Source organism: Allopontixanthobacter sp. (assembly GCF_034376665.1).
Taxonomy (GTDB): domain Bacteria; phylum Pseudomonadota; class Alphaproteobacteria; order Sphingomonadales; family Sphingomonadaceae; genus Allopontixanthobacter.
This window is the reverse complement of the sequence record NZ_JAXMJI010000086.1, coordinates 1-13,190: the sequence shown is the minus strand read 5'-3', so window position 1 is coordinate 13,190 and position 13,190 is coordinate 1. Positions and strand designations below refer to the sequence as shown.

Genomic DNA, 13,190 nt, shown 5'->3' with positions numbered 1-13,190 from the left:
TCGGTACCGGCCTGAGGATCGACCGTCTGATCGGGCATGATCTCTGGCGTCCGACGATCAGGCTGCTGGTCTTGGCAATGCCGCTGACCATCGTGGCGCTGGCCATTGTCGGGTGGCAGGTTGCGGGAATGACCCTGGCCGGTGGACTGTTGCTGGGCGCTATCCTTTCGCCGACGGACCCGGTGCTGGCCGGCGATGTGCAGGTGGGGCCGCCGCTGGAAGGGGGCGAGCATCCGGTTCGCTATGCACTTACCACCGAAGCCGGCTTGAACGACGGTCTGGCGTTTCCCTTTGTCCATCTTGGCATTGCCGTTGCCGCGGCAGGCGCGCTAACCGCGGAAGTGCTGGTGGAGTGGGCACTCCTCGATGTGCTTTACAGGATCTCGGTCGGTGCAGTGGCGGGCGCAGCCTGCGGCGTGTTGCTGGGCCGGATCCTGTTCAAATGGCCGAGCAGCAATGCGCTGGCGGTGACCCAATCCGGAGTGGTGGCCTTCGCCGGAGTGATTTTCACCTATGGCATCACCGAATTGTTCGAAGGATATGGCTTCATTGCGGCCTTTGTTGCCGGTCTGGTGCTGAGGCGGCAGGAATCGGGCCACCGTTTCCACGAGCGGTTGCATGATTTCAGCCAATCGCTGGAGCACACGCTGACGGCGCTTCTGCTGGTCGCTCTGGGCGCGGCCATTCCCTTGCTGCTGCCCTATCTGGACTGGCAGCACGCGGCGATCGGCCTGGCTCTGGTGTTCGTCATCCGCCCCGTCACCGCCTGGCTCGCTCTCAGCCGTACTGCCCTCAATGTCCGGGAGCGGTTCGTGATTGCCTTTTACGGCGTTCGCGGAATCGGCTCGGTCTATTACCTCGCCTATGCCGGCAATCACATTGAGCTGATCGATGAAGGCGCTCTCTGGGCGACGGTCGCGTTCACGATCGTGCTGTCGATCATCGTTCACGGGATCACGGCGGGCTTGGCCGTCGAACGGGTCACCGAGCCGAAGCGAACGCTGCTGGACTAGCGTACATTCGCCACTTTTCCAGTCACCCCGCAATGACTTGTCGTAACCGGGCCTTTGCGTGCCTATATTCCAGCCACAGGACGAAGATTCGCGTTTTAGGGAGAGATTCCAGATGGACAGTTACAAGCAGAATTATATCGGCGGCCAATGGGTCGATTCGATCGGCGGCACTCCGCATCAAGTGATCAATCCCGCGACCGAAGAACCGGTGACGGAAATCGTGCTGGGCACGGCAGCCGACGTCGATGCTGCGGTTGCTGCCGCGAAAGAAGCTTTCAAGACTTTCAGCCAGACCACGCGCGAGGAGCGGCTCGAACTGCTCGGCCGGATTGTCGAGGAATACAAGAAGCGTATCCCCGACATCGCGAAATCGATGGCGGGCGAAATGGGCGCTCCGGTCAGCTTCGGCGTTGCTGCGCAGGCACCCGCGGGGCTGGGCGGTTTCCTCGGCACCATCGCTGCGCTGAAGGATTTCAAATTCTCCGAACAGCAGGGCGCCAATCTGATCGTTTACGAACCCATCGGGGTGGTCGGGATGATCACGCCGTGGAACTGGCCGGTCAACCAGATCGCCCTGAAAGTCGCCCCGGCGCTGGCGGGCGGCAACACGATGGTGCTCAAGCCGTCGGAGGAATGCCCCGGTAACGCGGCAATCCTGGCCGAGATCATGGACGCGGCAGGCGTGCCGCCGGGCGTGTTCAATCTGGTGCAGGGCGACGGGCCGACCGTGGGCAATGCAATTTCCTCCCATCCCGGGATCGACATGGTCAGCTTCACCGGATCGACCCGCGCCGGGGTGCTGGTGGCCAAGGCGGCTGCCGACACGGTCAAGCGGGTGCATCAGGAACTGGGCGGCAAATCACCCAATCTGGTGCTGCCGGGTGCCGATCTCGAAAAAGTCCTGCCGCCCACCGTGGCCGGGGTGATGGTCAACACCGGGCAAAGCTGCATCGCCCCGACCCGGGTGCTGGTGCACAAGGACCAGTCCGATGACGCCATCCGGGTGGTCAAGGGCATTGTCGAAGGCACCAAAGTCGGTGATCCGATGGAAGAAGGCGGCCATATCGGCCCCGTTGTCAACAAGACGCAGTACGACAAGATCCAGGGCCTGATCCAGTCCGCGATCGACGAAGGCGCGACGCTGGAAACGGGCGGCACCGATCTGCCCACCGGCGTCAACCGCGGCTATTACATCAAGCCGACGCTGTTCAGCGGTGTGACCCGCGACATGCGGATCGCCCGTGAAGAAGTGTTCGGACCGGTGGTGACGCTGATGAATTACGACACGCTGGACGAAGCGGTCGAGATTGCCAACGATACCGAATATGGCCTGTCGTCGGTCATATCCGGCGACCCGGCAGAGGCTGCAAAGGTCGCGCCGAAACTGCGCGCGGGCATGGTGGCGATCAATTCCTGGGGCCCCGCACCGGGGGCGCCGTTCGGCGGTTACAAGCAGTCCGGCAATGGCCGCGAAGGCGGGGTCTACGGCCTGCGCGATTTCATGGAAATGAAATCGATCAGCGGGCTTTGATTTGACCCGCTGACCAAGAGCTAACGAAAAGGGCCTGCGAAGCAATTCGCAGGCCCTTTTCGTTTCAGGTCATTCCCACCAATAGGGCAGCCGCTTGGCGGTGCCGGTCTCGACCTCGTTCATTGTCGCGGCATCGTATAGCCGCCCGCCGAGCATGACCTGCGCGATCTTGTCGCTGTTGCGGATATCGGCGGATGGATCGGCGGTCAGCACGACCAGATCGGCCAGCTTGCCGACTTCCAGGCTGCCGATATCCCGGTCCATCCCCAGCGACTTTGCCGGGGCGATGGTTCCGGCGCGCAGTGCCTCCACCGGCGTCATGCCGCCGCGCACGAAGGACCACAATTCCCAATGCGCGCCGATGCCCGCCTGCTGGCCGTGCGCGCCGATTGACACCTGCACCCCGCGGTCCGCCAGCTTCTTCGCTTCGCGCGCGTTGTCATCATCGACGAACACCCACTCAGGCCCCTTCACTCGGCGGACGTTCGCCGCCAGCAGCTGATCGGGCGGGGTGTGGACCAGCAGCGGATTGGTCCAGACATCGGTCGCCTGCCGCCAATAGGGATCGCCCGCCAGCCCGCCATAGGTCACTACCAGCGTGGGGGTGTAATTGGTCTGGCTCTGGCCGAAGAATTGCAGCACATCCTCGTAGAAATATTCCAGCGGGACATTGTGCTCCAGCGTGGAATTGCCGTCCGCCACCAGCGCCATGTCCATACCGAACAGCGAACCGCCTTCGGCCACCACCAGCATATTTTCCGCCAGCGACGCGCTGACCACTTGCTGGCGCTGTTCGCGGCGCGGCTGGTTGTAATTCTTTACCGAGATCCCGCCCTGCGCCTTGATCCGCCGGACATGCGCCAGCGCATCCTCGTAACTGTCGATCTGCGCATAGACATCGGGAGCCTTGGCCCCGTAGATGATCTCGCCGGTGGAGAAGATCCGCGGTGCGAGCAAACTGCCAGTCCGCTGGCGCTCCGCCGCGGCGAAGATCATGCTGGCCTGGGACGAAGGATCATGCAGCGTCGTGGTGCCCAGTGCCAGGTTCTGAACCAGTTCCCAGTTCTGCTGCGGGATCAGGTCGCCGGTCCCTTGCGAACCATGCGCATGGGCATCGATCAGGCCAGGCATGATCGTGCGCCCGGTGGCGTCGATCACTTTCGCACCGGCGGGGATGGTGACTTCGCTGCGGGGGCCGACTGCGCCGATCCGGTCGCCGACGATCACGATCACCCCGTCCTCGATCGCGCCAGCCCCGTCGCCAGTCATGGTCAGTATCCGCGCACCCGTAAGCGCCACGACGCCGCTATGCTTCGCGGCAGGCAGGGTCATCGACAGCGAGGTGCCGCTGGTGGGCGGGGCAAATTCGGCGGCGTCTTTTTCCGGCGGGGCGGAGGGGAACATCGCGCTGGTCTGCGCGGAATAGAGGTTTGGCCCCAGGCTCCAGTTGAGCTGCGATCCGCCGCCGGACCATCCGATGTAATCCGCGCCGCCCTTGCTGACGCGGGTAACCGGCAAGGCGCTGCTGTCCGCGCCGATCTCGACCGCCTGGCTGCCGGGCATCAGCGGCGCGGTATAGAGGTCGTAATTCTGGCGGAAGGCGATGTAGCGACCATCGGGCGCGACACTGTATTCGGTGACCAGCTCGCCCTTGGCGTGGACCCGGCGGGCCTCGCCATTGAGGTCGGCGGACACCAGCTGCAGCTGGCCGGCTTCCCGTCCGGCCATGAACACCCGGTCATTGTCCGCGCCGAACTGGGGCGCGCCGAGATCGCGCGCGATCAATTCCGGAGTGCCGCCGCTTGCCGCGATCTTGTAGACGCCGGGATTCTCCGACCATGCCTCGTCGGTCAGGTCGCCGCCGCTTCGTTTTTCGAACACGATCGTCTGGCCGTCTGGCGAAAAGCGCGGATGGGCGTAATGGCCCGGCTGGGCGGAGACGGTGCGCTGGTTGCGACCATTGGCGTCAGCGGTGACGATTTCCCCCAGGCCCGCATCGGTCCAGCGCACGAAGACCAGCTTGCGCCCGTCGCGGGACCAGCTGGGGAACAGTTCCAGCGCATCGCCGCCAGCGGTCAGCTGCCGGGGCGTGCCGCCGCTGACCGGCCTGACCCACAATTTGCCCAGCGTTTCGAACACCACCTGCCTGCCGTCGGGCGAAACGCTGGCGAAGCGGGGTATGCTGGTCGTGACATTGTCGGGCGCAACTTCGATTGCGGGATGCGGTGCGTTGGCCACGCCGCGCGTGTCCTCCACGCGGAAGGGGATGGCCGATACTTCCGCGCTGCCCGCATCGACCCGCCGCAATTTGCCGCCCGCCCAGAAAACGATGCTGGCCGAATCCGGCGTCCAGTCCATATTCGGATAGACCCCGGTGACCGCCCAGGTTTCCTGCACGTCGCGGTCGAGCTGGTCATAGACCATCCGCTCGGCGCCGGATGCGATATCCTTGACGAACAGCTGGCTCTCGCCCGCCACGCGGCGGACAAAGGCAATCTGCTTGCCATCGGGGGAGGGGGCAGGGCGCACCGCGCCGCCAAGCCCGGAAACCGCCGTGGTGGTTTCGCCCTTGGTCAGATCATAGCGTTCGATCGCGAACAGCGCGTTGGTCGAATCCTGGGCATATTCGAAAATCGGGCCGCCGGTGGTGTTACGGGTGAAGTAGATTGCCGATCCATCGGGCGCATAGGTCGGCTCGCCCAGTTCCTTCTGGTGAGTCTCGTTGGGCCGCGCGACCAGCTTTACCCCGCCCCCGCCGGACACATGATAGAGCCAGATTTCACCCGTGCCGAGCGAGCGGCCGGTGGTGAAATGCTTCTTCGCGGCGATGAAGCGGCCATCCGGGCTCCAGCTTGGCTGGTTGAGCAGGCGGAATTTTTCCTCCGTCACGGCGCGTTTGTCCGACCCGTCGGCATTCATGATCCAGATATTGTCCCCGCCGCCCCGGTCCGAGGTGAAGGCGATACGCGCGCCATCGGGGGAGAAACGCGGCTGGACTTCCCAGGCCAGCCCTTCGGCAATCCGCGTGGGGGTGCCGCCGGCAATCGGCATGGTGTAGATATCGCCGAGCAGGGCGAATGCCAGAGTCCGCCCATCGGGGCTGACATCGACATCCATCCAGCTGCCTTCCTCGACCGCGATCGGGATGTCGCGAATGGTCATGCCGGCGGGCGCGTTCACATCCCATTTTGGATCTTCGGACTCAGATTCGGCGGCGTTGGCTGGCGCCGCTACGGCAGCATCGTCCTGCGCGACAGCCGGTGCCGCTGCCATCAGGCTTGCTCCCAAAACTACGGCGATTACGGATGCGACACTGGTTTTCATGCGGATTCCTCTCGAGTTGAAGCGCGGACTTAGCGCGGGATTCGGCGTGCGTCATCACTTCGGTTTGCATACGCTTCCCGATGGCGTGCAGCGGGGCGGCGGGAGCCAGATTTCAGCTGCGGAGGGGCCAAGTTTCCGGTTGACGGGCGCGTAAACCTTGGCCAGCACTGGCCCAGATATAAGTTGCAATCGAAAATGGGAGTCGACCCGATGAGTGACGAACTGCTGACGCATGAGGAGGACGGAATCCTCGTCATGACGATCAATCGCCCGGAAGCGAAAAATGCCATGACCAAGGCCGCGTCCGAAGCCATTGCGGCGGCGCTCGACCGGCTCGATGCGGAGGATCATCTGCGGGTTGGCATCCTGACCGGCGCGGGCGGGACCTTCTGTTCGGGCATGGATCTGAAGGGCTTCCTGCGCGGCGAAAGCCCCTCCGTGCCCGGACGCGGCTTTGGCGGATTGACGGAACAGAAGCCCGCCAAGCCGCTGATTGCTGCCGTCGAAGGCTATGCGCTGGCGGGCGGGCTGGAACTGATGATCGCCTGCGATCTGGTGGTGGCGAGTTCCTCCGCAAAATTTGGCATCCCCGAAGCCAAGCGTGGGCTTGTCGCGGCAGCGGGCGGGCTGATGGTCCTGCCCGATCTGATCCCCTACAAGCTGGCGATGGAGCTGGCGCTGACCGGCGAATTCATCTCTGCGCAGCGGGCTTACGAACTGGGCCTGATCAACCGGATTACCGAGGGTGCGGCGCTGGACGGAGCGATGGAACTGGCCCGCACGATTATCGCCAACGGTCCGCTCGCGGTGCGCATTTCGAAGCAGATCATGGAACAGTCGCGCGGCTGGCCGCGGGAGACGCGGTATGCGGAACAGGCCAAGCTGCTGCCCTTGGTTTTCATGAGCGAAGATGCCCGCGAAGGCTCACTGGCTTTCGCCGAGAAACGTAGCCCCAACTGGCAGGGCAAGTAACCGTCATGGCGGGGCCGCTCAGCGGAATCCGGATCGTCGAATTTGCCGGCATCGGGCCGGGGCCGTTCTGCGGCATGATGCTGGCCGACCACGGCGCCGAAGTGATCCGGATCGACCGCGTGAGCGGCAGCCGGGGCGGATCGCAGCCGGTCACTTCCAAGGATGTGCTGGCGCGCGGACGCAAATCGATCGCGCTCGATCTCAAGCGTCCCGAGGGCGTGGCGCTGGCCCGCAAACTGTGCGCCAGCGCGGACGGGATCATCGAGGGTTTCCGGCCCGGCGTGATGGAACGGCTCGGACTTGGCCCGGACGAGCTGCTGTCGGACAATCCGAAGCTGGTTTATGGCCGGATGACAGGCTGGGGTCAGACCGGCCCCTATGCGCCTTATGCCGGGCATGACATCAACTATATCGCCCTTGCCGGGGCTCTGGCCCATTTCGGTCGGTCGGGCGAAAAGCCGACCCCGCCGATCAACATGGTCGGCGATTTCGGCGGCGGCGGGATGATGCTCGCCTTCGGCATGGTGTCCGCGTTGCTGGCGGCGGCGAATGGCGCGAAAGGCCAGGTGGTTGACGCGGCCATGACCGACGGCACGGCGGTGCTGATGAGCATGATCCATGGCATGAAGAACATGGGTGTGTGGTCGGAAGATCTGGGCGCGAACATGCTCGATACCGGCGCGCATTTCTACGACACTTACGAAACCGCGGACGGCAAGTTCGTGTCCATCGGCAGTATCGAACCGCAATTCTACGCCGAGCTGCGGCGGGCGGTGGGTCTGGCCGACGACCCCGAATTCGACGCGCAGCACGACCGGCGGCAATGGGGCGCGCTCAAGGCGAAGCTGGCCACTGTGTTCAAGAGGAAAACCCGCACCGAATGGGATGCAATCATGGAGCATACCGATGTCTGCTATGCCCCGGTGCTGACCATGAGCGAAGCGGCCGCCCATCCGCATAATGTGGCGCGCGAAACCTTCGTGACGGTCGGCGGCGATGTGCAGCCCGCGCCTGCCCCGCGCTACAGCGTCACCGCCAACCCCGTGCCCGCAGCCGCCCCGCTGCCGGGTGACCACACTGACACGATATTGGCCGAACTCGGCATCGACGCGGCGGAGTGTGAAGCCCTGCGCGCCGCCGGAACCATCGCCTGAATCACCGCCTAAACAGGAACTCCCCATGCTCGATATGTCCACCCGCTTTGCCTATAACGACGATCACGCCATGTTTCGCGACACCGTGCGCAAGGTGTTTGCCGAACACATGGTTCCGTTCCTCGAAAAGCACGAGGAAGAAGGGATCGTCGGGCGCGAGGCGTGGAAGGCGCTGGGCGCGGCGGGGATGCTGTGCCCTACTGTCAGCGAGGAGAACGGCGGGCTCGGCCTCGATTTCGGTTATAATGCCGTGATAGCGGAGGAACTGTCCTACATCGGATCGTCCGCCGGGTTCACGCTCCAGAATGACATCACGGTCAATTATTTCGAACGGCTGGGGACCGAGGAACAGCGGCGCAAATACCTCCCCGGCATGATCTCCGGCGATGTGATAACCGCCATCGCGATAACCGAACCGGGCGCGGGATCCGATCTGCAGGGCGTGCGCACCAGCGCGAAGCGGGACGGCGACGATTACATCATCAACGGTTCCAAGACTTATATCACCAACGGCCAGAACTGCGACGTGGTGATCGTCGTGGCCAAGACCGACCCGAGCCAGGGGGCGAAGGGAACCTCGCTGCTGCTGGTCGATGCCGGAACGCCCGGTTTCGAACGCGGGCGCAATCTCGACAAGATCGGCCAGCATTCGGCCGACACGTCCGAATTGTTCTTCAACGATGTTCGCGTGCCGAAGGAAAATCTGCTCGGCCAGGAAGGGCGCGGCTTCGTGCATCTGATGGAAGAACTGCCGCAGGAACGCCTGTCGATCGCCATCGGCTGCCAGGCCAGCGCCCAGCGCGCGCTGGATGAAGCGGTCGCCTTCACCAAGGACCGCAAGGCGTTCGGACAGACCGTGTTCGAATTCCAGCACACCAAGTTCACCCTTGCCGGCCTCGCCGCGGAATTGCAGGTCGGCTGGGCGCATATCGACTGGGCGCTGAAGCGGCATATCGCGGGTGAACTGACCACGGCAGAGGCATCGTCCGCCAAACTGTGGCACACCGAATTGCAGGGCCGCGTGTGCGACGCCGCGCTGCAATTGCACGGCGGGGCGGGCTATATGAACGAATATCTGATCGCCCGCCTGTGGCGCGACGCAAGGGTCACGCGGATCTTCGGCGGCACCAGCGAGATCATGAAGGAAGTGATCAGCCGGAGCCTGTAATCAGGCGATAAACGCCTTCACCTCGGCCATGAAATCATCGAACCGGTCGTGGTGGACCCAGTGCCCGGCGCGGTCGTAATCGCTGACGCTGACGTTATCGCCAAAATGGCTGATGCGCCCGTCCTTCACCGGGTTGGACGCCCAGCTGTCGTTGCCGTAGATCATCCGCGTGGGGCAGGTGATCCGCCCCCAGATTTCGTGTAACTGGTCCTGCGTCCAGTCGTCGGGCGGCCATGCGTGGAGATGCGGGTCGAACTTCCAGCTGAAGGTGCCATCCTCGTTGCGGATCACCGCATGGGTAGTCAGGTGGCGGGCCTGCTCGCGGCTGAGATAGCTGTTCGCCTCGTGCATCCGGTCGAGCGCGGTTTCGAACGTGGGATAACGTTTCGGCAGGCGGGCCGAGGCTTCGCGCTTCTGCTCGATCCAGTCGGTCCAATGGGTGTGGAACGGAACGGACTGCATTTCCTCCAATCGCTTGGGACTGAGGCCCAATCCTTCAATAGCGACCAGCTTGCGCACATTTTCAGGGTATAGCCCGGCATAGCGGATCGACACATTGCCGCCCATCGAATGCGCCACGATGGTGACCGGCGCCAGTTCCAGCTGGTGGATCAGCTGTGCCAGATCATAGACATAGCCGATGGTGGGGTAATAGCCGTTTTCGTTCCACCCGCTGTCCCCGTGCCCGCGCTGGTCGGGGCAGATCACGTGCCAGTCCGCGCGCAGTTCCTCCGCGGCCCAGTCCCAGCTGCGGCAATGATCGCGCCCGCCGTGCAGCAGGATCAGCGGCGGCGCGCCGTGATTGCCCCAGTCGGCGTAATGCAGCCGCGTCCGCTGCGAAATGAAGGTCTGCGATGTGGGGCCGATCAGGTCCATAATATGTTGCGACTTCCGATTGCACTAATCCCGGCGGGTGATACGACACGGCCTTATCGCTTCTGACGAAAAGGTCCACCATGCCCGTAATCGACGTTCCCCAGCCCGAATATATGGACGACGAGGAAATCTCGATGTTCCACGACGCGGTGGGCAAATTCTATGACCGGCACGCGCCGGAAAAGCGCGTGCTGAAATGGCGCGAGGATGGCCAGGTGGAACGCGATTTCTGGCGCGAGGCCGGGGCGGCGGGCTTGCTCGGCGTTTCGGTGCCGGAAGAATATGGCGGCCACGGCGGCGATTTCCGGCATGACATGGTGGTGGTCAACCAGCAGGCCAACAAGGGTGTCGAAGGCTTTGCAGCCAGCCTGCATAACGTAATCATCCTGCCTTATCTGGTGCGCCATGGGACGGAAGAACAGAAGAAGAAGTGGCTGCCCCGGCTGGTGTCGGGCGATCTGGCCTCGGCGATCGCCATGAGCGAGCCGGCGGTTGGCTCGGACCTCCAGAACATCACCACCACGGCACTGAAGGACGGCAACGGGTACAAGATCAACGGATCGAAGACCTTCATCTCCAACGGGCAGAACGCCGATTTCATTATCGTCGTCGCCAAGACGGACCCGAGCGAAGGGCACAAGGGAATCTCGCTCATCTGCCTCGAAACGGAGGGCGCGGAGGGATTCCAGCGGGGCAAGAAACTCGACAAGATCGGGCTCGATGCGCAGGACACTTCGGAATTGTTCTTCGACGATGTGTTCGTGCCGGCCGACAATGTGCTTGGCGGCGTCGAAGGCAAAGGCTTCTACCAGCTGATGGGCGAACTGCCGCAGGAACGCCTACTGATCGCAATCCAGGCGATGATCACCATCGAAAAAGCCCTCGAAACCACGGTCGAATATGTAAAGCAGCGCAAGGCCTTCGGAAAGACGATCTGGGATTTCCAGAACACCCAGTTCACCCTGGCGGATCTGAAAGCGCGCGGGACGGCGGCCAAGGTGTTCGTCAACGATTGCACCGCCAAATTGCTTGACGGCAAGCTGGATGTCACGACCGCATCGATCGCCAAATACTGGGTCACCGAATTGCAGGGGGAAGTGGTCGACAAATGCCTCCAGCTGCATGGCGGCTGGGGCTATATCAACGATTATCCCATAGCCCGGATGTTCCGCGACAGCCGGGTCAGCCGGATTTACGGCGGATCGAACGAGATCATGAAAATGTTGATCGCGCGTTCCATGTAAGGGCGGGCTGAGGCGGCCTACTCGATCGGGCGTTCGCCAATGATAGACAGGCCGTAGCCTTCCAGCGCGACCAGCGAATGGTGCGAATTGGTCAGCAGTTCCATGTCGTGGACACCCAGTTCCGCAAGGATCTGCGCGCCGACCCCGTAATCGCGCAATTCCTCCATGTCGGCGGGTGCCGCCTCGCCCTTGTGCGCCTTGGTGATGACGGTGAAGCCGCCCGCTTTCAGGCGGTTGATCACCACGATCACGCCGGTCCCTTCGCGGGCGATGATTTCCATGCTTTTCTGCAGGATGCCGGTGCGCGGGCTGTCTTCCGCGAAAATGTCGCCGAAGACGTTGAGCAGATGCATCCGCACCAGCGTCGGCTTGGACGGATCGACCTTGCCCAGGGTCAGCGCCAGAGTGTCGTCACCGGTGGCCTTGTTGTGGAAACTGATCGCGTTCCAGGTGCCGCCATAACGGCTGACGAAGCGGGTTTCGGCGCGCTTTTCGACCATGTGATCATGCTTGCGGCGATAGGCGATCAGGTCGCGGATCGTGCCGATCTTGAGATCATGCTTGCGCGCAAAATCGATCAGATCATCCATCCGCGCCATGGTGCCGTCTTCGTTCATGATCTCGCAGATCACGCCCGAAGGATTGAGGCCGGCCAGCCGCGAAATATCTACCGCAGCCTCGGTATGGCCCGCGCGCACCAGCACGCCGCCTTCGCGCGCCACCAGCGGGAACACGTGGCCGGGCGTAACGATGTCGTCGCGTCCCCGCGAGGCGTCGATGGCAACGCTGACGGTGCGCGCACGGTCGCCCGCGCTGATCCCGGTGGTCACCCCTTCGCGCGCCTCGATCGAGGTGGTGAAGGCGGTTTCGTGGCGGGTCCGGTTGTTCTGGCTCATCAGTTCCAGGCCCAGTTCGTCGCAGCGGCGCTTGGTCAGGGTCAGGCAGATCAGCCCGCGCCCGTGGCTGGCCATGAAATTGATCGCCTGCGGAGTTGCCATCTGCGCCGGGATCACCAGATCGCCTTCGTTCTCGCGGTCCTCGTCATCCACCAGCACGAACATCCGCCCGTTGCGGGCTTCGTCGATGATCTCCTCAATGCTGGCAAGCACCGGGCGGTCGTCATTGGCGACGATGAAACCGGCGAGCTTGCCGAGCGTGTCCGCGGTCGGGTTCCACTGGTCATCGGTGCAATCGCGAAGCGAATTGGCGTGGAGTCCGGCGGCCCGGGCAATCGCCGCGCGGGACATGGTTCCGGCTTCGACAAGGTCGCGGATCTTCTGCTGGATTATCTCGGGGGCAAATTGGGTCATGGCGCAGGCTATACACATTACAATGTGCGTGTCCAAGCGATAAAGGACATTGCGATGTGCGGGGCGGACCATCGGCACCATCGTAGCGAAGGTCGTGTTTGTCACTATGCCGTCACATCACCGCGGCAATTCTCTCTATCAGATGGGGACTGCGCAGATGGATGTGATCAATATCTTCCTGACCGAAGAACTCGGGGAATCGCTCGACGATTTCGTGCATGACCAGACCCGCTTTACTTTCGACCGGCTCGACCCGGGCGGCCCGCGCCGCCTGGTCGAGGGGCCGATGTGGGCCTTCGTCGACTGGGTGATGGATGATCTGGCGGGTCTCGAGATGTGCCGCCGGCTGCGCGCCGATGCCCGCACGCAAGACGCCCATATCACGATGGTGCTGGAGCGCGACGATATCGAGGATCGCCGCCGCGCCCTGCAAGCCGGCGCGGACGATTACATGGTCGGGCCGCTGGACCGGAACGCGGTGCTCGACCGCGTGCTGGCGCTACAGTCGCGGCAGCAGCGCCACCGGGCGCAGCGGTTCGAACTGGGGGAACTGACCATCGACATGGCGGCGCTGCAGGCGCGCTGGGCGGCTACCCCC

Annotated in this window: 10 protein-coding genes; 7 read left to right on the top strand and 3 right to left on the bottom strand. The window is 63.4% G+C overall.

Annotated elements, in window-relative coordinates; all coding sequences use genetic code 11:
* Both U0988_RS09290 and U0988_RS09285 read left to right on the top strand, forming a co-directional pair.
* Positions 1 to 1,013: cation:proton antiporter (locus U0988_RS09290; protein WP_322292344.1), on the top strand; the 1,013-nt coding region annotated here is incomplete at its 5' end.
* Positions 1,014 to 1,125: 112 nt separating this feature from the next.
* A complete protein-coding gene (locus U0988_RS09285; RefSeq protein ID WP_322292343.1) occupies positions 1,126 to 2,544 on the top strand; it encodes an aldehyde dehydrogenase family protein in 1,419 nt (472 codons plus the stop codon).
* 69 nt (positions 2,545 to 2,613) lie between these two features.
* Here U0988_RS09285 and U0988_RS09280 read toward each other — a convergent pair whose 3' ends face one another.
* Positions 2,614 to 5,868 (bottom strand): amidohydrolase family protein, encoded by a 3,255-nt coding sequence (locus U0988_RS09280; RefSeq protein ID WP_322292342.1) that lies wholly within the window; start codon positions 5,866 to 5,868, stop codon positions 2,614 to 2,616.
* Positions 5,869 to 6,078: 210 nt separating this feature from the next.
* Here U0988_RS09280 and U0988_RS09275 point away from each other — a divergent pair, with 210 nt between their 5' ends.
* The 3 genes from U0988_RS09275 to U0988_RS09265 are packed head-to-tail and all read left to right on the top strand — an operon-like array spanning position 6,079 to position 9,162.
* Entirely contained in the window at positions 6,079 to 6,840 is a 762-nt protein-coding gene (locus U0988_RS09275; protein WP_322292341.1) for a crotonase/enoyl-CoA hydratase family protein, read from the top strand.
* Between the two features lie 5 nt (positions 6,841 to 6,845).
* A complete protein-coding gene (locus tag U0988_RS09270) occupies positions 6,846 to 7,994 on the top strand; it encodes a CaiB/BaiF CoA-transferase family protein (RefSeq protein WP_322292340.1) in 1,149 nt (382 codons plus the stop codon).
* A gap of 25 nt (positions 7,995 to 8,019) precedes the next feature.
* Entirely contained in the window at positions 8,020 to 9,162 is a 1,143-nt protein-coding gene (locus U0988_RS09265; protein ID WP_322292339.1) for an acyl-CoA dehydrogenase family protein, read from the top strand.
* Here U0988_RS09265 and U0988_RS09260 read toward each other — a convergent pair whose 3' ends face one another.
* On the bottom strand, positions 9,163 to 10,038 hold the full coding sequence (locus U0988_RS09260) for an alpha/beta hydrolase (protein ID WP_322292338.1): 876 nt from the start codon (positions 10,036 to 10,038) through the stop codon (positions 9,163 to 9,165).
* An 80-nt stretch (positions 10,039 to 10,118) separates the two neighbouring features.
* On the opposite strand from U0988_RS09260, the gene U0988_RS09255 reads away from it, so the two are divergent.
* Entirely contained in the window at positions 10,119 to 11,282 is a 1,164-nt protein-coding gene (locus tag U0988_RS09255; RefSeq protein ID WP_322292337.1) for an acyl-CoA dehydrogenase family protein, read from the top strand.
* Positions 11,283 to 11,299: 17 nt separating this feature from the next.
* Here U0988_RS09255 and ribB read toward each other — a convergent pair whose 3' ends face one another.
* Entirely contained in the window at positions 11,300 to 12,592 is a 1,293-nt protein-coding gene (ribB, locus tag U0988_RS09250; RefSeq protein WP_322292336.1) for a 3,4-dihydroxy-2-butanone-4-phosphate synthase, read from the bottom strand.
* A 106-nt stretch (positions 12,593 to 12,698) separates the two neighbouring features.
* Between ribB and U0988_RS09245 the strand changes: the two genes are divergently transcribed.
* Positions 12,699 to 13,190 (top strand): response regulator (locus U0988_RS09245; RefSeq protein WP_322292335.1); only part of this gene is annotated, 492 nt, incomplete at its 3' end.

What these genes read in the sequence shown, in the direction of transcription:
- U0988_RS09285 (WP_322292343.1), top strand. Translation starts at nt 1,126, where the DNA reads ATGGACAGTTACAAGCAGAATTATATCGGCGGCCAATGGGTCGATTCG.
- U0988_RS09255 (WP_322292337.1), top strand. Translation starts at nt 10,119, where the DNA reads ATGCCCGTAATCGACGTTCCCCAGCCCGAATATATGGACGACGAGGAA.
- ribB (WP_322292336.1), bottom strand. Translation starts at nt 12,592, where the DNA reads ATGACCCAATTTGCCCCCGAGATAATCCAGCAGAAGATCCGCGACCTT.
- U0988_RS09270 (WP_322292340.1), top strand. Translation starts at nt 6,846, where the DNA reads ATGGCGGGGCCGCTCAGCGGAATCCGGATCGTCGAATTTGCCGGCATC.
- U0988_RS09265 (WP_322292339.1), top strand. Translation starts at nt 8,020, where the DNA reads ATGCTCGATATGTCCACCCGCTTTGCCTATAACGACGATCACGCCATG.
- U0988_RS09280 (WP_322292342.1), bottom strand. Translation starts at nt 5,868, where the DNA reads ATGAAAACCAGTGTCGCATCCGTAATCGCCGTAGTTTTGGGAGCAAGC.
- U0988_RS09260 (WP_322292338.1), bottom strand. Translation starts at nt 10,038, where the DNA reads ATGGACCTGATCGGCCCCACATCGCAGACCTTCATTTCGCAGCGGACG.
- U0988_RS09275 (WP_322292341.1), top strand. Translation starts at nt 6,079, where the DNA reads ATGAGTGACGAACTGCTGACGCATGAGGAGGACGGAATCCTCGTCATG.